The organism is Streptococcus sp. cx1 (assembly GCF_052384325.1).
GTDB classification, from domain to species: Bacteria; Bacillota; Bacilli; order Lactobacillales; family Streptococcaceae; genus Streptococcus; species Streptococcus salivarius_G.
The window spans coordinates 180,827-202,307 of record NZ_JBQSUN010000003.1 but is presented as its reverse complement, the minus strand read 5'-3'; the positions used below and the strand labels follow the sequence as shown (position 1 = coordinate 202,307).

The 21,481-nt window shown below is 39.9% G+C and carries 8 protein-coding genes; 3 read left to right on the top strand and 5 right to left on the bottom strand.

Features of this window, described 5'->3' with window-relative positions:
• Positions 1–32: 32 nt before the first annotated feature.
• Both pdxS and pdxT read left to right on the top strand, forming a co-directional pair.
• On the top strand, positions 33–905 hold the full coding sequence (pdxS, locus tag ACT170_RS06035; protein ID WP_002883851.1) for a pyridoxal 5'-phosphate synthase lyase subunit PdxS: 873 nt from the start codon (positions 33–35) through the stop codon (positions 903–905).
• Positions 906–1,499 (top strand): pyridoxal 5'-phosphate synthase glutaminase subunit PdxT, encoded by a 594-nt coding sequence (gene pdxT / locus ACT170_RS06030; RefSeq protein WP_444818057.1) that lies wholly within the window; start codon positions 906–908, stop codon positions 1,497–1,499.
• Between the two features lie 257 nt (positions 1,500–1,756).
• Here pdxT and ACT170_RS06025 read toward each other — a convergent pair whose 3' ends face one another.
• The 5 genes from ACT170_RS06025 to ACT170_RS06005 all read right to left on the bottom strand — a co-directional run bounded on the left by ACT170_RS06025 (position 1,757) and on the right by ACT170_RS06005 (position 15,569).
• Complete coding sequence (locus tag ACT170_RS06025; protein ID WP_444818058.1) at positions 1,757–4,186, bottom strand: glucosyl transferase; 2,430 nt, start codon at positions 4,184–4,186, stop codon at positions 1,757–1,759.
• Positions 4,187–4,270: 84 nt separating this feature from the next.
• Positions 4,271–5,794, bottom strand: a complete 1,524-nt coding sequence (locus ACT170_RS06020; protein WP_048790823.1) for a glucosyl transferase — start codon at positions 5,792–5,794, stop codon at positions 4,271–4,273.
• Between the two features lie 715 nt (positions 5,795–6,509).
• Positions 6,510–9,038, bottom strand: a complete 2,529-nt coding sequence (locus ACT170_RS06015; protein ID WP_444818059.1) for a KxYKxGKxW signal peptide domain-containing protein — start codon at positions 9,036–9,038, stop codon at positions 6,510–6,512.
• Positions 9,039–9,092: 54 nt separating this feature from the next.
• Positions 9,093–12,656 (bottom strand): KxYKxGKxW signal peptide domain-containing protein, encoded by a 3,564-nt coding sequence (locus ACT170_RS06010; protein WP_444818060.1) that lies wholly within the window; start codon positions 12,654–12,656, stop codon positions 9,093–9,095.
• A gap of 57 nt (positions 12,657–12,713) precedes the next feature.
• Positions 12,714–15,569 carry a KxYKxGKxW signal peptide domain-containing protein gene (locus tag ACT170_RS06005; RefSeq protein WP_064525385.1) on the bottom strand — a complete coding sequence of 952 codons (2,856 nt, stop codon included), beginning with the start codon at positions 15,567–15,569 and terminating at the stop codon, positions 12,714–12,716.
• 1,013 nt (positions 15,570–16,582) lie between these two features.
• On the opposite strand from ACT170_RS06005, the gene ACT170_RS06000 reads away from it, so the two are divergent.
• The gene (locus tag ACT170_RS06000) at positions 16,583–21,316 is read left to right on the top strand and encodes a glycoside hydrolase family 70 protein (protein WP_444818061.1); all 4,734 of its coding nucleotides are present in this window, start codon (positions 16,583–16,585) and stop codon (positions 21,314–21,316) included.
• The last annotated feature ends 165 nt before the right edge of the window (positions 21,317–21,481 follow it).

Genomic DNA, 21,481 nt, shown 5'->3' with positions numbered 1-21,481 from the left:
TAGAGGGCATAAAAACATGAGAGGTGATTGCAATGACAAATCGTTACGACTTAAATAAAAATTTGGCACAGATGCTTAAGGGGGGCGTCATCATGGACGTTCAAAATCCTGAGCAGGCACGTATTGCTGAGGCGGCAGGAGCGGCTGCAGTCATGGCCTTGGAACGCATTCCGGCCGATATCCGTGCAGTGGGTGGTGTGTCACGTATGAGTGATCCTAAGATGATTAAGGAAATTCAGGACGCTGTTAGTATTCCAGTGATGGCTAAGGTGCGTATTGGTCATTTCGTGGAAGCACAGATTTTGCAGGCGATTGAGATTGATTATATCGACGAGAGTGAGGTTTTGACACCGGCCGATGACCTTATTCATGTGGACAAAACCAAATTTGATGTGCCTTTCGTCTGTGGAGCTAAGGACCTTGGTGAGGCTCTTCGCCGTATTTCAGAAGGGGCATCTATGATTCGTACCAAGGGTGAACCTGGTACTGGTGATATTGTTCAGGCTGTTCACCACTTGCGACTCATGAATCAAGAAATTCGCCGTATTCAAAATCTCAGAGAAGATGAACTCTATATTACTGCTAAAGACTTGCAGGTGCCAATTGATTTGGTCCGTTATGTCCATGAACATGGCAAGTTGCCCGTTGTCAATTTTGCGGCAGGTGGTGTAGCGACGCCAGCAGATGCTGCGCTTATGATGCAGCTGGGGGCTGAAGGTGTCTTTGTTGGTTCAGGGATTTTCAAATCTGGAGATCCGAAAAAACGTGCGGAAGCTATCGTCAAAGCAGTGACTAACTATAATCGTCCAGATATTTTGGCGCAAGTGTCAGAAGATTTGGGGGAAGCCATGGTTGGTATCAACAAGGATGAAATTGACATCTTAATGGCAGAGCGAGGAAAATAGATGACAAAAATTGGAATACTGGCTTTGCAAGGTGCTTTTGCAGAACATGAGCAGGTCTTGAAAGCACTTGGGGTTGAAACGGTTCAAATCAGAAATCGACAGGATTGGGAAGCTCACGCTGATTTGGACGGGCTCATCCTTCCAGGTGGCGAGTCAACAGTTATGGGGAAACTCTTGCATGATTTAGACTTGTTTGAGCCGCTTAAGGCAAAAATTGAAACGGGACTACCTGTATTTGGAACCTGTGCAGGTCTGATTTTGTTAGCTAAAACCATAGTGGGAGACCAAACAAAACATTTAGCAAGCATGGACATCAATGTAGCCAGAAATGCCTATGGTCGCCAATTGGGGAGTTTTGTCACAGATGCTGAATTTAAAGGAATAGGGGAGATCCCAATGGTCTTTATTCGTGGGCCAATTATTGAAGCTGTTGGAGCAGAAGTGGAGATTTTAGCTCAAGTCAATGGGGCAATTGTGGCAGCTAGAGAAAAGCAGATGTTAGTGACCTCTTTTCATCCAGAATTAACGGGTGACGAAAGGGTACATGCTTATTTCCTAGATATGATTAATCAGGCAAAAGAATATAAGAAATAGCTCAAAACCTATGACATCGTTTATTTCTTGATCGCACAAAAAATCCAGGACCTGAGCCTTGGATTTAGGAGATTATGAAAAAGAAAAGTTTTAGGATGGTTATAGTATATAAAGCAAAACCTAAAGTTTTCTTAAAGTAGAGAAAAATTTATCAAAAATAGGTAAAAAGGAAGTTGACAGTTGGTCGACTTCCTTTTTAGCGATTTCTAAATGAGAGTAATTATGCGATATCAATAGTTGTTATTTGAATACTATTCTTATACTTCATCGGGTCCCATCAAATGTCCATTACCGTCAGCATCGAATTTGAAGGCACCAGTGTTTGTTCTAACAATGGTATTTTCAGCGCGTGCGCCATTCTTAGCATCGTAATAGTGGACAGTTCCGTCATCATCAAATTTGAATTCACCTCTAAGTTGTTTACCGTTTTGGTCGAAGTAAACATGGATGCCATTTAAGGTTTGAGGTCCTGTCAGTTTATCCCCTTTAGCACCAACATAGTAGTAGAAATCTTCACGATCTAAATCTTTACTTTCTCTTGGATATTGTCCATCCTGACCTACGATATCATTTCCAGGAATGGTGATAGTAAAGTGGAAGATACGATCACCATCGAGATTTCGGTAATTCCAATTGTAGACATGAACAAAGCTATTAGTGACGAGAGCGCCAGAGTCTTTATCATAATAGTGTCCATCCGGGGCGAAGCGTCCCTTGACTTGTGCTCCGTTAGGAAGGAAGTAAAAGTGACTATTTCCAAAGGTTTGAGGTCCTGTTAATGGCTTACCATCAGCATCAAGATAGTACCAGGCAGTAGTATAGATATTTTGATTGTTAATGTCATCACGACCAATGTAAGTTAAGATTTCTTTAAAAGCATTGGTTACGAGAGCACCAGAATCTTTATCATAGTATTTACCATTTGGTGCAAAATGTCCCTTGACTTGTACACCAGTGAAATCATCAAAGTAGACTTTAACACCATCAATAGTTTGTTCTCCCTTGAGTTTATCACCTTTATCATTGACGTAAACCCAGTCACCATCTTGGGTTTCAAGATAGCGTTTGGTTACGAGAGCACCAGAATCTTTGTCATAGTATCGGCCATCTTCTGCAAAACGTCCTTTGACTTGTTTGCCATCCTTGTCGAAGTAGACTGGAATGTTGTCGACGAAGTTGAGACCGATGAGGTTTTTACCGTTTGCATCCTTGTAGTACCAGTTGCCCTCGTTATCACTATAATAGTGACCACCAAAAACTCGTGGTGCTTTGTCTAGGGTGACTGTAGGAGTGACGGGAGTATCTATTTCTTCACCAGGCCCCATCAAACGTCCATTACCATTTGCATCGAATTTGAAGGCACCAGTATTTGTTCTAACAATGGTATTTTCAGCGCGTGCACCGTTTTTCGCATCGTAGTAATGAACGGTACCATCTTCGTCGAATTCAAACTCACCTCTAAGTTGTCTACCATTTTGGTCGAAATAGACATGGATGCCGTTTAGGGTTTGAGGTCCTGTCAGTTTATCCCCCTTGTCATCTACGTAATAGTAGAAATCTTCGCGATTCAAATCATTGCTAGAAAGTGGGTAATGACTCATGTCCAAAAATTGGTTTTCACCGTTAGGTCCAATGACTGAATTATTAGGAATGGTGATGACAAAGTGATTCACACGATTTCCGTCTTGATTTTGATAATTCCAGTTGTAGACATGAACAAAGCTATTAGTTACGAGCGCACCAGAGTCCTTATCATAGTAGTGTCCGTCAGGTGCAAAACGTCCCTTAACTTGTGCCCCATTAGGGAAGAAGTACATGTTTGTACCATCAAGATTTTGAGGACCTTTAAGTGGCCGTCCGTCGGCATCAAGATAGTACCAATCAGTAGTATAGATGTTTTGATTGTTGATATCATCACGACCAATATAAGTTAAGAGTTCTTTAAAGGCCTTAGTTACGAGAGCACCAGAATCTTTGTCATAGTATCGGCCATCCTCTGCAAAACCACCTTTGATTTGAATACCGTCTTGACTAAAATAAACAGGAACATTATCCACATAGTTCAGCCCTACAAGATTTTTGCCATTTGCATCCTTGTAATACCAGTTACCATTATCATCACTATAATAATGTCCACCAGAAATATGAGGTGCATTTTCAAGTGTTACAGAAGGTGTGACTGGCTTTTCATTTTCATCGATTGGGGCAGGTTGTTCACTGTTTTTTGTAGGTGTTTTTGTTTCTTCGACAGGAACAGGTTCAGTGACTTTTTCTGACGAAGTCTTTGTAGCAGAGGCTTCTGAAGTTGCCGTTTTAATTGGTGTAGCTTTATTTGCCTGATTATCTTGATTGCTAATTTCTTGTTCAGAAGTGATTTCTACTGGTGATTCGCTTGCTAATTCAGATGATGCGACTTCATTGCTAGGAGCTTCACTAAGAACCGTACTTGTACTAGTAGGTAGCTCAGTATTAGTTGAAATAGGATTTGTAGTAGGTGCTTTGACCTCAACATTAGTTACTACAGTTTCTTGTGCAGGTGCAAGAATCTCAGTTGGTTGGCCTGTCGCTTCAGGTATTTTTACTTCATCCGCAAATGTAGGGCGTGCGACTAAAGTAAAAGTAGCTAGAGCAGTTGCGCAGGATAAAGCAACAAGGTGTTTCTTTGGGTTAGTCCTTTTCGTAATCATGATAAATTCCCCTTCATCTTAAAATCTTTTCAGTCTAAAAACTGAAATAATGCAAAAATAACTTAATTACAATTGATTGATGACTTAAATCTCTGTAAGGTAGCCGTTTTCATCAATATGATAATTTTTTCCATCAATGTTGGCATTACGATTACGCCACATTTGACCATTGTTTGGATCGAAGTAAAGCTTATGTCCCTTGTAGTCTACAATTTCTCCCTGAACTCTTATTGGGAGACCAGCAGCATCACGGAAGTAGTAGTATTCACCCCAAACTTGTTGAAGTCCAGTTACTGCAATACCGTCTTTATCGAAATAGAGCCATCCAGGAATATAACCATGTGAATATTCAAAAAGCATATTCTTGTCGTTATAAATCATACGATTTTTGACAAGTTCACCAGTATAAGGTTCAAAGTAACGGATACCTTCTGGGAACCTAATAAATTGCCCCATAACATTGGTTTGGCTGTCATTGTTGTTGAATCCGATTCCTCGAGCTTGTCGTCCGTATTCAAAATAATAATATTCTTTTTCGCCTTTCTTTTGCCAGCCTGTAACGTATTGTCCGTCATCGCCGAGGTAAAATGTTCCGAAATCCATGCTCTTATAGCCACCAGGAATTCCCCCTAGAGATCTGACATAGCGGTTTCGCCAAAGTTCACCATCATGTCCAAAGTAGTATGGCTTGCTATCAATGTAAACTTTATGGAAGTCATCCCAATCTCCTTGGTACCAAGGAATGGAGACTCTATACGCAGTGTCAGGATAGAAATAGTAACGGTTTCCATTAATATCTTGCCAGCCTGTTACAGCCACACCATATTTACCAAAGTAACGGTATTCATCGTGAGGAAAATCAGCTACCTTGACAAACTGTTCAGTTATCCTATGCCCTAGATTCTGGTCGTAGAAATAATAATGGTTATTACGTTGGACAGACTCACCTTTGGCTTGTTTACCATCTTCATGGAAATACACGTGCTGATTGTCAACAACGTGTGCGCCTATAAGGTCTTTACCGTCTTTTTTGTAGTGCCAACTACCTTGTACGTCACTATACCATTGACCACCTGTAATATTTTCTTCAGGATCTTCGTCTTGAATTTCTGTGTTTTCATCGTTATTGAAGGAAGAAACATCAGTCTTAAGTCGATTTTCTGAGATGTCCTCATATCTAGCGTTTTCTATACTAGCAGTTTCACTTACTGTAGCTCCTGTTTTAGAAGTAGGTATTTCTGATCTTGTTGAATTTGTTTCAGAGATAACTGTACTTGAAGCCTCTGAAGCGGGTTTAGCTGTTTCAGGAATAGCTGTAGTATCAGTGGTAACACTTGTAGCTTCGCTATTGATAATGCTTGTGCCTGTTGGTGCATCTGTTGTAGTTGCTGTTGGATTTTCATCAAGTGTCTTAGTCTCAACAGTAGCCACTACATTTTCTATAGCAGGTGCGACAACTTCGGTCTTAGCATTCGTATCAGATGCTTTTACTTCTTCCGCAAATGCAGGGCGAGCAACTAGGGAAAAAGCAGCTAGTGCGGTTACACAAGAAAGTGCCACAAGGTGCTTCTTGTACACGTGCCATGGATAATTCATTTCAGTATTCATAATAGACTCCTTTCATAAAATGAACACCGATGTTTGGGTGGTTATAAAGGAGCTCGCCGTTAAAATAGTGTTAAAAGTAGGCAAATCTGTTAAAACGACTGAGTCCCATATCTAAATCTCTCATGTCATGACCATAAGAAGATTTTATAGGGGAGCACGTCAAACGTGTGGCAAGGAGAATATGCTTATGCTGTGTAATTCATATCTAGAAACAAGTGTCTTCACTTATTTATCCTAATACTTTTATTTCTCTCCTTTCGTTTTATTATTGAATCCAGCCTATGGCATATGTCTTTAAATACAAAAAACTAGAACTTTTAGTTTGAAGCATTCTCTCTAAAGCTCTAGTTTTGTATTATAGACAGATGTGTGTATGAAAAGAGCCTTAGATTATCATGCCAAAGTGCCTAAGGACCAGTTTTCATGCATAAAAAATTATTTTGACGTTAGAATTCTAAAGCCAAGTTCCTAATCCTAATCCCTCTGTAGTACACTTTCAACGTTTTAGTAAAACGCTTACATGCTCACCTGCCTTTATTATAATACTTTTTTAATTACAAACAAGTTTTTTTACAAGATAATCGTAAATGTTAAAAAAATGTCATAATTGGGTTCTGTTTGAATGACAGTGATTGATTATATGAAAAAGGAAGTTGACCAACTGTCGACTTCCTTTTGTGTTTAGTAATTGAAATCCATAGCCACTTGTAAATGACTATCGAAGGATATGGCCAACCCCGTCATTATCAAAGTAATAAGTAACGTGATTTATTGTCAAGGTTACATTATCAGCACGATTACCAGAGCCAGGAAGATAATAGTAAGTCTTACCACCTAAAATGATGAGTTTATCTTTAGCTTGTATGCCCTTATATTGTCCATAATCATCATCGTAGAAGTAGACATGCTTGCCATCGATGACTCTTCTACCAGTCAGAATATTTCCCTTACTATTTGCATAATACCAGTTATTCTTATGTTCGAAGTATTTTCCAGTTACAAGGGCACCAGTCTCTTTGTCATAATAATGATCACCACGGTATGGATAATCAAACTCACCTTTCACTTTTTCACCGTAGCTAAAGTAGTACTGAATTCCGTCCAAATATTTAGTACCGTTAAACTTCTTTCCTTCTTCATCAACATAAAACTCTTTGCCGCCATCCTCAACCAATCTATCTGTTACTAAAGCACCGTTATCTTTATCGTAATAGTGATTATCAGGAGCAAAATGGCCTTTGTATTGAACACCATTGGTGCCGAAATAAACGTTGACGTTATCAATGGTGTGGGCACCAAGGAGGAGGTAACCCTTGTCATTGACATAGTACCAGTTACCTTCGGAATCACTAATATAGCGGTTTCGTTCAGTTGATTGACTTTTAATGCTGAGGGCACCAGATTGGTCTGCCACATAGGTCTTACCATCGAAATCAAAAGTTGTATCTTTAACCTTTCGACCGTTATCTTTATCAAAATAGTAAACCTTGCCTTTGATATCAACTAACTCTCCTTTTGCTTGGCGACCAGTTCCTAAATGGAAATACATGTCATAGCCATCAACAGTTGTTGAACCATTCACTGGCCATCCAATTTCGTCGTAGTAATGCCAATACCCATCTTTATCTTGGACAAAATAAGCAGTCTTTTGTCGAAGGTCCTTAAAATCACTAGAAATGAATTTACCAACCCCATCATTATCAAATTCATAGATATTTGGAAATTCTCTCATAATATAGTGTGTAGGAATATTCAATCGTTTATTTCTAGCAATGGTACCATCATTGTAGAAGTAATAGTTATTGAAAAATCTGTGCACGACCATATTTCCATCATCTTGGAAAAAGTACTTATTACCATTGATGGTTTGCCATCCTGTGACTGGTAGGCCATCGGCACCTAAATAATACCGTTCGAGTTCAGGATGTTCGTTGTTGTCATAATTTGCATAAGGAGCAAAGTCAAATCTTATTTCTTTAGCATAGTTTTCTTCAGGAATGAATCGTCCAGCTTTGAAGGTGACGAGACGGTTCGTCACAAGGGCGCCGTTATCTGGGTCGTAGAAATATGATTTGCCATTGACCTTACGGCGTTCACCCTTGACCTGTCTACCATCTGAGTCAAAGTAATAGGTTAAGCCGTCAATAGTTTGTGGTCCAGTCATAAGTTTTCCATCTTTATCCATATAGTACCAGTGACCACCATTATCTTGTAGAAAAGCGGGATGGTTATTTGCCACTGTAACGATACCATTAGGATCAATATTGAGTTTGAAATCACCGTTGTTGAGATGTGTGTCTTTAACTAATTGTCCTGCATTTTCTTTGCCAGCATCTCCAAACAGATAGAGCTTGTCACCAACCACGTTCAAGCCGTAGCTAAGTTGGCCGTTTCTATCAGGATTAAAGTAATAGGTTTGTCCTTTGATATCTTGTAAGCCAGAAACTCGCACGCCATCGCTACCTAGATAGTAAGTTTGACCATTTTCTTCAACAAATTCATCATGGAGCATACGTGCACTATCTGTAAAGTAATAGAGTTTTCCATCAATGGTTTCGAAACCAGGATGTTCTCGCTCTTTTTTGAAATAATAGCGTTCTCCATTAATATCTTGCCATCCCATAAGCTTATTACCGTTGTTATCGTAGTAATAAGTTACGTAATAAGGATGTCTTGTGGTAATAAGACTACCTAAATAGTTTTCTGTTTCAATGCGTTCTTCTTTTTCGGTAACAAATCCATTCCTTTTTTCAGTAAAGGCAGAACGGTCAGTTCCTCTTGTGGTATTTTCGATTGGGATATCACCGACAGGTGACGCATTCTCAGCTGTAACACTCTCACTAGTCGTTGTACTTACCTCAGAATGTGCAGTTTCAGAATGCGCTACTTCCGAACTAGCTGTACTTGTCACTTCAGAGCTTGGTTTTTCAGAGACTGTTTCTGTTGAAGGAACTTCTAAGGTAGCTACTGGTGCTTCTGATACTGTAGCAGTCTCGCTAGAAGGGGTAGCAGGTGTATTTTCTGTAGGTTTAGCTGTGGCTTCACTAGTCGCTGGAGCCTCAACGTCAATAGCGCCTTCTTTGATGATGGTTTCAACAGTCGCTTCATTAACAGGGGTAGACTGTTCTTCAGCTGAAGCATAGTTAAGGCCAGCAAAACTCAATCCCAAAGCCAGTCCTGTCACTGCAATAGTTACCCAATGTTTTTTAACTTTGTGAAGTTTAAAATGTACTTTCTTTTCCATGATAATTCTCCTTTCATTGAAAGACAAATTGGAATTATATGTGTGAAATAAATATTATTCGTAAATATATTTAATAACCCTTCCATCACCGTTTTCATCGAAATGAACAAGCTCAGCTTTCACCTTGTAACGAATTGAGTGATTAAAAGTAATGTCAACATTTTTAGCACGTTTTCCAGTTTTTGGGTAATAATAATGATAGTAGTAGTCATTTCCCGCCCAAATTGTTCGCAATTCATCGTAGCCTAGTCTACCATCATCGTGAAAATAGTAGTAATCATCTCCAATCTTTTGTTCACCCTTATAACATTTGCCATCACTACCAACATAGTAACGATAACCGTCAACGTCAACGAATTTGTCATGTCCTAAGTCAACAAGTTCACCACTATTCTTGTCATAGTAATAACCATCATCAGCAACAATACCTTTAGCTTGTTTACCATCTTTATCAAAGTAAACCTTCACATTATCGATAGTTTTGTGTCCAGTTACCTTTTGACTATTTTCATCGACGTAGTACCAACTATTAGAATATTTTTTACCAAAATATCTAGTAATTGCACCAGTTGAGGTGTCTGCTAGACTAGGGTATCTATCGAATTGAAATACTTGAACATAATTATGGTCGATAGGCTCATTACCTAGGTCGGTGATAAAATGCCATGGTTTTATTTGAACATAACGTTTTGTGACTAAAGCTCCAGTGTCTTTATCGTGATATCTACCATCTGGTGCGAAATCCCCTTTTAACTGTGGTCCATCAGGGTAGAAGTAGTAGTCCTCACCGTTAATAGTCTGATAACCTGACACCTTGTAGCCACTATTATCTAGGTAGTAGCGGAATGTAGTTGAGATACCATTAGCACGCCATTCACGAGCGATTCTTACAGTACGCTCTCTGAAAGTATTTCTTGCTAAGTTACCTGTATGTTTATCGTAATATTTACCGTTTTTTGCGAAACCTCCTTTTACTTGCTCTCCATTTTCATCGAAGAATACTGTTTCACCATTAATAGTATGCTCCCCTTTTAAAGCTATTCCTTCGGAACCAAAATAGTAAAATGGTTTTGTATCGTCGCTAAATCCATTGTGGTTAGAAGGAACGTATAAGTTCCTAGCTAGATGACCATTATCATTCATATAATGGATATTGTGGTAGTCATCATAGAACAGTCCATTTTTTTTGATATCATCTTTCTTTTCAGTAATGACACCTTCTTGATCTGAAATATAAAGTTTATCGTTCACTTCAAAAAGTGTTCCAATGACACGCTTACCATTAATTTTATCGTAGTAGTATTTGTTTCCTCCTTGTTTAATAAACTCACCTTTAGATCGCTTTCCGTTATGGTCAAGATAATACCATTTACCATTTATCATAACTGATTGGTTGACTCCTAAATTAACACGAGAACCGGTATCTTTATCATAATAGTAACCATCGTCTGCAAACTGGTCTTTGATTTGTTCACCATAGGCATTGAAATAAACAGCAACACCATTTATTGTTTGGGGACCGTGAAGGAATTTTCCGTCATATCCTGCATAATAGGTAACTTTTCTAATTTTAGGGTTAAGATAGTCATTCTCTAGGTGATAGATAGTAACGTATTGATTTTTAACCATCATTCCTTGGTAGTCATAATAATAGCTGTTTTCAAATTCGTCGGTAACAATTTGGTTGCGATAGTTTAAAGCATATGGTACTTCAGAGAGTTTACCTTCATTATCAGCTTTATAGGTCTTACCATCGATTTGAATAAGAGAGTTGATAACCATTTGTCCATTATGCAAATCATAGTAATGTTTTGGTAGACCTGAATTTGAGTAGCTAGCCTCACCTTTTAGTTGACGACCATCACTGTGAAAACAAACATGATAACTATCAACAATTTGGTTTCCAATGAGTTTTTGACCATTTTCATCGACATAGTACCAGTTTCCATTGTCTTCTACATAAGCATTGGTAACAAGTTCACCACTATCCTTGTCATAGAAGTGTCCATTCGGAGCGAAGTGTCCTTTAACTTGGACTCCACTGTCCTTAAAGTAGACTTTGACGTTATCAATGGTTTGTTCGCCAATGAGTTTATTGCCATCGGAGTTGTAGTAATACCAGTTGCCTTTATCATCGCTGACATATTGGTTATGGAATCTAGAATCACCTTGGATAGTGATGTTCCCTTCTTTATCTGCGATATAATGGATACCGTTTAACTCAAAGGAAGTGTCCTTGACTTTACGGCCATTGTCTTTGTCAAAGTAGTAGATTTTATTATCAATATTAATGAATTCGCCTTTAGCTTGATGTCCTTCTGGACGATATGATTCATGGAAGTAGAGTTCAAAGCCATCAACAGTCTTAGGTCCAGTGACAGGAAATCCGTCTTTGTTGAAGTAATACCAACGACCTTCGTAGTCCATCATAAATTGATTTTTTGGATAGTCTCTATTATTTTCTGAAGGAAGAGTATAGTAAGTTGGGAATGGATAAGTCACAATGTTTAGTTGTTTATTGAGATAATGTGCTACCCCATCGTTGTCTGAATAAAATACATATGGCATAGACTTCCATAAACCCTTTTCGATGATAGGATATTGTTTATTTTTGACTAAGGCCCCTTTGTCATCAAAGTAGTAGCGTTTGTGATCTAATTCCATTAGTCTATGAACAGCAACTTGGCCATTGTCATAGATGTAATAGTCGTTACCTAAAATTGTCTGACGACCTTTCTTAAGAGTGTTACCATTTTTATCGAAATAGTAACGTTCTAGTCCAGGCATTACATAATAGTTTGGTTCGATATAAGCAGGTTCATTGAAGTAAACAACTTTACTATAGTTTTCTTCTGGAATATAGTGGTTGTCTTTGAATGTAATAAAACGGTCTGTTACTAGCTTGCCATCGTTTTCATCGTAAAAGTGCAGTTTGTCGTCAACTTTCCTAAGCTGCCCTTTTACCATAGTGCCGTCATCGTTAAAGTAATATTGGAAACCGTTGATTACTTTTGGTCCGGTAACCAGCTGCCCTTTTGAATCTACATAATAGGTAACACCATTTGCATCTGAAACGAAACTCTCTCTTTTATCTGTCTTTTTTGTGATACCTTCCGCTTCAACAGTGATGGTGAAATCACCATATTTTTGTGAAGTATCTAAAGTTGTTTTATCGGGAGAAGCACTTATGATGAGGTTTTCGTTGTTTGTAGGTATATTTGTTGCACTTACCTCAGAATGTGTAGTTTCCGGGCTGGCTACTTCTGAACCAGCTGTGCTTGTCACTTCAGAGCTTGGTTTTTCAGAGACTGTTTCTGTTGAAGCAACTTCTGAGCTAGCTACTGGTGCTTCTGATACTGTGGCAGCTTCGCTCGAAGCGGTAGTAGGTGTGTTTTCTGCAGGTTTAGCTGTGGCTTCACTAGTCGCTGGAGCATCGACGTCAACAGCACCTTCTTTGATGATAGCTTCAACAGTTGCTTCATTAACAGCGGTAGGCTGTTCTTCAGCTGAAGCGTAGCTGAGTCCTGCGAAACTCAATCCCAAAGCAAGTCCTGTCACTGCAATAGTTACCCAATGTTTTTTAACTTTGTGAAGTTTAAAATGTACTTTCTTTTCCATGATAATTCTCCTTTCATTTTGAACTGTCGTTATTGAGAAGGAGTATTTATAACTTCATTAACTAATGAGTGTTCCGTTTCCATCCGCATCAAAATGATAGGTTTGCCCTTTGATAGTAATGTCAATATTTGACAAACGGGCACCTGAGTTAGCATCGTAGTAGTGGATTTTACCATCGACGGTGACTAGCTCTCCCTTGGCTTGTTTACCGTTACTGTGGAAGTAGACTGGGACATTGTCAATGGTTTGCTCACCGGTAACTTTATCACCATTGACATCAACGTAGTAGAAATAGTCCTCACAATCGAAGTCTTTGCTTGAAAGTGGGTAGTGACTAATGTCTACTGGTATTGTGTTATCATTGAGACCAAAAATAAAATTATGTGGGTACTTGATAAAAAAGTTATCGACAGGATTACCGTATTTATCTTGAAATTTCCAGTTATAGATATGGACGTAACGGTTTGTTACAAGTGCACCAGTATCCTTATCATAGTAGTGTCCATCAGGAGCAAAACGTCCCTTAACCTGTGCTCCATTAGGGAAGAAGTACATTTTGACATAATCAAGTGTTTGAGGTCCTTTTAGTGGTCGGCCTTCCCTATCAAGGTAATACCAGTCCTTTGCATATAAAATTTCGCCATTTATGGTACTACCAACGGAAGTCAATACTTCTTTAAAAGTATTGGTCACTAGTTCACCAGAATCTTTGTCATAGAATTTACCGTTTTGAGCAACCCTTCCTTTGGTCTGAAAACCCCAAGGATTATCAAAGTATAGTTTTTGACCATTAATTTCAACTTCTCCTGTTGCAGCTGTACCATCTTTTGTAAAATAATACCAAGTTCCAGTTCCATTACGTTCGAAAAAGCGATTTTTCAAGATTTTACCACTATGATCAACATAATAGACCTTATTATTTTCATAGATAAAACGATCTCGTAACATTTCTCCAATGTCATAGTGTTTATACGTATTTTCTGGACGGAAGTAATAGAAATCGCCATTAATTTCCTGAAGCCCAAGAACTATTTGTCCTTTATCATCAAGGTAGTAGGTTGAATCATTTTCATTAACAAAGCCTGCATGGGTTACTTTGCAACCATTGTCTTTATCATAGTAGTACTTAGGCATGTAATAATATTTGGAGATAAACTTCGGATCTCTTACAAATCCTCCTTTAATCTGTTTACCATCATGGGGATCGAACATAACATCTTGTCCATCAATAATGTAGGCCCCTTTTAGTGGGCTACCGTATTTATTAACATAGTACCAATTACCATTAACTTCAACGTAACGATTGGTTACGAGATTTCCTGTATTGATATCGTAGTAACCTTTAAGGTCATTATATATATCTAAATAGGCCCCTTTGACTTGTTGTCCATTATCCCGGAAGAATACTCTTTGTCCCTTAATGATTTGGGAACCGATAAGGTTTTCTCCGCTTGCATTCTTATAATACCAGTTACCCTGTTCATCGCTATAGTAGCCGTTAGGGTTTGGAGCATCTTTACCAATTCCATTTTCATCAAAGTTATAAGTCATCCCATTGATCGTTAGGCTTGTATTTACAACACGAGCTCCAGAATCAGGATCATAGTAACGGAGGACCCCATTATCAAGAACAAGTTCTCCTTTAGCTTGACGGCCGTTTGAGTAGAGATAGACGATTTGTCCATTAATAAGGGTTTCCCCATCTTTAGGACGAATAGCATTTCCATCATCACCGTAGTAGTACCATTTATCATGTTCTTTAATTGTTTGTTTTTTGACTAACTGACCGGTTTCTGAGTCAAAATAGTAACGACGGGTAATGTTTGTGGGCGTTCCATATTTATTAGAAGTTGGAAGAGTCTTTCCATCTTCTAGCTCTATGCTGATTCCTTTTTGCATGACACCAGAGTTGATTTCGAAATAATAAAGATTACCATCAATCATACGAGTTCCTGTATATTTAGAACCGTCATTATTGATAAAAAAGGTTCTTCCTTCTTTATCTTGAACGAGACCTTCTTTTCTAACTCTAGCTCCGGTGTTAGGGTCATAATAGTGCATCTTATCAAGATTACCAGAATACTTTTCACTAAAGTCTCCTTTGACTTGAGTTCCGTCATAATCAAAATAAACTTCTTGCCTATCAATGGTTTGTTCCCCCTTGAGAGGAATACCATCCTTGTCAACATAGTACCAGTTTCCCTTATATTCTAGATAACGTTTGGTTTGTAGTTGACCAGTATTATCATCAAAATAACGGTATAGTTTGTAATTTACGATTTGTGGTCCTTTAATTTGTTTTCCGTCCTCCCAGAAGGAGACTCTTACGTTATCAATCGTTTGGTCTCCAGTAAGTTTTTTCCCATTAGCATCTTCATAGTACCAATTCCCCTGTTTATCACTGTAGTAGTGACCGCCAGTGATATTATTTTCAGCAGAGGGAACTTGAGAATTAGGGGTATCAGTATCACTAGTTGTTGGTGACGAATTCTCAGTTGTAACACTCTCACTAGTCGTTGCACTTACCTCAGAATGTGTAGTTTCAGAATTAGCTGCTTCCGAACTAGCTGTGCTTGTGACTTCAGAGCTTGGTTTTTCAGAGACTGTTTCTGTTGAAGCCCCTTCAGAGGTGACCACTGGTGTTTCTGACACAGTGGCAACCTCGCTCGAAGCGGTAGCAGCTGTGTTTTCTACAGGTTTAGTTGTGGCTTCATTACTTGCTGGAGCCTCAACGTCAATAGCGCCTTCTTTGATGATGGCTTCAACAGTTGCTTCATTAACAGGTGTAGGTTGTTCTTCAGCTGAAGCGTAGCTGAGTCCTGCAAAACTCAATCCCAAAGCAAGTCCTGTCACTGCAATAGTTACCCAATGTTTTTTAACTTTGTGAAGTTTAAAATGTACTTTCTTTTCCATGGTAATTCTCCTTTCATTTTAAACTTTTTACATACTGCAAAATAAGGGCTGTCATGAGAGTTTATGAAAAGTGAGCATTGGGGAGGAGTCCCTAACGATGTAAGTTAATCTTTTTGTGACAATCCTTATTTCTCCAAGCCTCCTCAATTTCTATATTACGAGACTGTTCGAGGCAAACATGAGTCCTGACGAAATGATTCTAGAAAAACGAGAGCCGTTCGGAATTTTCCTCCTTTCTAAGCATAGAAGATCTCGTTTATTTTGGGCTTCTAAGACACAAAAAACTAGAGCTTACTAGTATGAGGCGTCCCCTCTAGAGCTCTAGTTTGAAATGATGCTGTATTCTTTTTATGAGCCCTAGTTTGATGGTTCAAAGTGACTCAGGAATGGTTATCCTACTATAATCCTTATTTAGGCATTAGGTAACTAATGTCAATCTTTTAGATAATCCCCCAAGTGTCCTTTAAAGCAAAATTAAAACGCTTACATATTCACCTAGCTTCATTATAATCCTTTTTTAAGAATAAACAACAGAAACTAACGGAATTATCAAAAATGTTAAAGAACTGACATAAAAGATTCTATATTTAGTTTCGTTAGTCAAATAAGAATTCACCTGTGTAAATCATTTATATTTTTAATTTTTGTTCCTCATAGACAGACCACGATCTTAGTCAGATGAAAAAATAGAGTCTTTCTATCTAAAATTTTCTTTTCAGAATTGTCTTTTTAGGGGCTACTTCTCTCATAGTTTTGCTATCTCTTAAGGTTAATTGAAGCTTGCTTTAATCTTCAAAAGCCTTTGAAGATAAGCACTTGAAGGAGTTTGAGAAGCAAAAAAACTCTATTTAGGACCTTACATATGGTGTAAGGTCTCATTTTCAGTAATCAAAGTTAATAAAACTGAGCGCGTGGCAGAGATTTATGAAGAAAAGATGACTTTTTCCTATTTGTAATTTGTCTGAATATATCATAGAGTAGAGACAACAACAGAAAAAGGATGATTGATATAGATGGAAAATAAGGTACGTTTTAAACTACACAAGGTTAAGAAAAACTGGGTAACTATCGGGGTGACGACCCTCTCAATGGTTGCCTTGGCAGGTGGAAGTCTCCTAGCTCAAGGAAAAGTAGAGGCCGATGAGACAAGTACGCCAAATGGTGATGGCTTACAGCAACTAAGTGAGGATGACACTGCCAGTCTAGTGACGACCACAACTGTTACTGAGCAAGCGAGTGCTCAAGCAAGTGTGTCAGCAGTAGCAACAGCCAGCGTAAGTCACGAAACAAACTCTCAGGTGGTGACAAGTGCGGTTAGCCAAGAAACAACTGCTCAAGCACAAACTAGTCAAGTTGCCAGTCAGGGAGTGGCAGTTTCTTCGCAAACTAAAGCCAGTGCCCAAGAGACACAGACTACGGAACAGACCTCACAAGGTCAGGCTATGACTCAAGTAGCTGGGCAAACAAGTGCTCAGTCTACTCCTAATGTGACAGAACAAGCAAGACCTAGAGTCTTGACCAATGCTGCACCAGCAATCGCCACACGCACTGCTGATAGCACTATTCGTATCAATGCTAACCGTAACACTAACATCACGATTACGGCCAGCGGTACGACACCAAATGTAACCATTATCACAGGGCCAAACACGCCTAAGCCAAACGTGACGGTGACAAGTCCAAATGGCACAAGACCAAATGTGACTATTGTAACGCAGCCAAATCAACCAAACAAACCTGTTCAACCAAGTCAACCGTCTCAACCAAACAAACCTGTTCAACCAAGTCAGCCAAGTCTTGACTATAAACCAGTAGCTTCAAATTTGAAGACTATCGATGGCAAGCAGTATTATGTTGAAAATGGCGTTGTGAAAAAGAACACAGCGATTGAACTTGATGGTCGTCTTTATTATTTCGATGAGACTGGGGCTATGGTGGATCAAAGTAAACCTTTGTATCGTGCCGATGCCATTCCAAATAACTCTATCTATGCGGTTTATAACCAGGCCTATGATACGTCAAGTAAGAGTTTTGAAAACTTGGATAATTTCTTGACGGCTGATAGCTGGTACCGTCCAAAACAGATTTTGAAGGATGGGAAGAATTGGACAGCTTCAACTGAGAAAGATTATCGTCCCCTTTTGATGACTTGGTGGCCAGACAAGGTGACACAAGTCAACTACCTCAACTATATGAGTCAACAAGGCTTTAGTGATAAGGCCTATACGACTGACATGATGAGCTATGACTTGGCAGCTGCTGCCGAAACGGTGCAACGAGGAATTGAGGAACGTATTGGTCGCGAGGGCAATACCACTTGGCTTCGCCAGTTGATGTCAGATTTCATCAAAACACAGCCTGGCTGGAACTCTGAGAGTGAGGACAATCTCTTAGTTGGTAAAGACCACTTGCAAGGAGGAGCACTGACCTTCCTCAATAATAGTGCGACAAGTCATGCCAATTCAGACTTCCGCCTCATGAACCGCACACCGACTAACCAAATGGGGACACGCAAATACCATATTGACCGTTCAAATGGTGGTTACGAGTTGCTCTTGGCAAACGATATCGACAACTCTAACCCAGCTGTTCAGGCTGAACAACTAAACTGGCTCCACTACATCATGAATATTGGTTCTATCCTTGGCAATGATCCAAGTGCCAACTTTGACGGTGTTCGTATCGATGCGGTGGACAATGTGGATGCGGACCTCTTGCAGATTGCTTCTGACTACTTCAAGGAAAAATACCGTGTCGCAGACAATGAAGCCAACGCTATTGCCCACTTGTCAATCCTTGAAGCTTGGTCTTACAACGATCATCAATACAACAAGGATACCAAGGGTGCTCAGTTGTCTATCGACAATCCACTACGTGAAACGCTTTTGACGACTTTCTTGCGTAAGAGAAATTACCGTGGCAGCTTGGAGCGCGTGATTACTAACTCTCTTAACAATCGTTCAAGTGAGCAGAAACACACGCCACGTGATGCCAATTATATTTTCGTGCGAGCCCATGATAGTGAAGTGCAAGCTGTTTTGGCTAATATCATCAGCAAGCAGATTAATCCAAAAACAGATGGTTTCACCTTCACTATGGATGAGCTCAAACAGGCTTTTGAAATCTACAATGCGGACATGCGCAAGGCTGATAAAAAGTACACCCAGTACAATATCCCAGCTGCCTATGCCACAATGTTGACCAACAAGGATAGTATCACTCGTGTTTACTACGGTGATCTCTTTACCGACGATGGCCAATACATGGCTGAAAAATCACCATACTATAATGCCATCGATGCCCTGCTCCGTGCTCGCATCAAATATGTAGCAGGTGGTCAAGACATGAAGGTTACTAAGCTTAATGGCTATGAAATCATGTCATCTGTGCGTTATGGTAAAGGAGCAGAAGAAGCCAACCAGCTTGGTACTGCCGAAACACGCAACCAAGGAATGCTCGTCCTTACAGCCAACCGTCCAGATATGAAGTTGGGAGCAAATGATCATTTGGTGGTCAATATGGGAGCTGCCCACAAAAATCAGGCTTACCGTCCATTACTTCTCAGCAAATCGACAGGTCTTGCGACCTACCTCAAGGATTCTGATGTGCCAGCTGGATTGGTTCGCTATACGGACAATCAAGGGAACTTGACCTTCACGGCAGACGATATTACTGGTCATTCAACCGTTGAAGTTTCAGGCTATTTAGCGGTTTGGGTGCCAGTAGGTGCTTCAGAAAACCAAGATGCCCTCACCAAGGCTTCGACGACTAAGAAGGGTGAGCAGGTCTTTGAATCATCAGCAGCTCTCGACTCACAAGTCATCTGTGAAGGTTTCTCAAACTTCCAAGATTTCGTTAAGACCCCAAGTCAGTACACCAACCGTGTGATTGCTCAAAATGCCAAACTCTTCAAAGAGTGGGGAATTACTTCCTTTGAATTTGCGCCACAATACGTGTCTAGTCAGGACGGTACTTTCTTGGATTCTATCATTGAAAATGGCTATGCCTTCGAAGACCGTTACGATATTGCCATGAGTAAGAACAACAAATACGGTTCGCTCAAAGACCTCATGGATGCCCTTCGTGCCCTTCACGCTGAAGGTATTTCAGCCATTGCTGATTGGGTTCCAGACCAAATTTACAATCTTCCTGGAAAAGAAGTGGTAACAGCTTCTCGTACTAACAGCTACGGTACACCACGTCCAAATGCTGAAATCTACAATAGCCTCTACGCAGCTAAAACACGTACCTTTGGAAATGACTTCCAAGGCAAGTACGGTGGTGCCTTCCTCGATGAATTGAAGGCAAAATACCCAGCAATCTTTGAGCGCGTGCAGATTTCAAACGGCCGTAAATTGACTACCAATGAGAAAATCACGCAATGGTCAGCCAAGTATTTCAATGGAAGCAATATCCAAGGTACTGGAGCTCGCTATGTCTTGCAAGATAACGCTACCAACCAATACTTCAGCCTTAAGGCAGGTCAAACCTTCCTTCCTAAACAAATGACTGAAATCACAGCAACTGGTTTCCGTAGGGTGGGAGATAAGGTCCAATACTTCTCAACGAGTGGCTACCTTGCCAAGAATACCTTCATTCAAGTCGGTGCCAACCAGTGGTATTACTTTGATAAGAACGGCAACATGGTCACAGGTGAACAGGTCATTGATGGCAAGAAATACTTCTTCCTAGACAATGGTCTCCAGCTACGTCATGTCCTTCGCCAAGGCAGTGATGGTCACGTATATTACTACGATCCTAAAGGGGTTCAGGCCTTTAATGGATTCTATGACTTTGCGGGTCCTCGCCAAGATGTTCGCTATTTTGATGGCAACGGTCAAATGTATCGTGGCCTCCACGACATGTATGGCACAACCTTCTATTTCGATGAAAAGACAGGTATTCAAGCCAAAGACAAGTTCATCCGCTTTGCGGACGGACGCACACGTTACTTCATTCCAGATACAGGAAATCTCGCAGTCAACCGTTTTGCGCAAAATCCTGAAAACAAGGCTTGGTATTTCCTCGATAGCAACGGTTATGCCGTAACAGGTCTTCATACCATTAATGGTAAGCAGTATTACTTTGACAATGAAGGACGTCAGGTTAAAGGACACTTTGTCACTATCAATAACCAACGTTACTTCCTTGATGGCGATAGCGGTGAAATTGCCCGTTCACGCTTTGTGACTGAGAACAACAAGTGGTACTATGTCGATGGCAATGGTAAGCTAGTTAAAGGTGCTCAAGTCATTAATGGTAATCACTACTATTTCAACAATGATTATAGCCAAGTCAAGGGCGCCTGGGCCAACGGCCGTTACTATGATGGTGACTCAGGTCAGGCCGTAACCAACCGCTTTGTTCAAGTCGGTGCCAACCAATGGGCTTACCTCAACCAAAACGGTCAAAAAGTAGTTGGTCTCCAACATATCAATGGTAAACTTTACTACTTTGAAGGCAATGGGGTCCAAGCTAAAGGGAAACTTCTGACTTACAGAGGAAAGAAATACTACTTTGATGCCAATAGTGGTGAAGCTGTGACCAATCGCTTTATCCAAATTTCTCGTGGCGTTTGGTATTACTTTAACGCCTCAGGCCAAGCCGTAACGGGTGAACAAGTCATCAACGGCCAACACCTCTACTTTGACGCTTCTGGCCGTCAGGTCAAAGGCCGTTACGTCTGGGTTAAAGGCCAACGCCGTTACTATGACGCCAATACTGGAGCTTGGGTCAGAAAACGATAAGTAGGTAGAAAAAATGTATTTTTGAGACTATCCCAGAAGCTTATAGATTGAAAATCAGTAGTTTTCCACATAATTTCAAAACTTTTAAGTACTTGAAGTATTTTCTTTCAAGTACTTTTCTTTTATCATTTCCCTCGAAATGTCTAGTGGATTGTAAGCAAACAA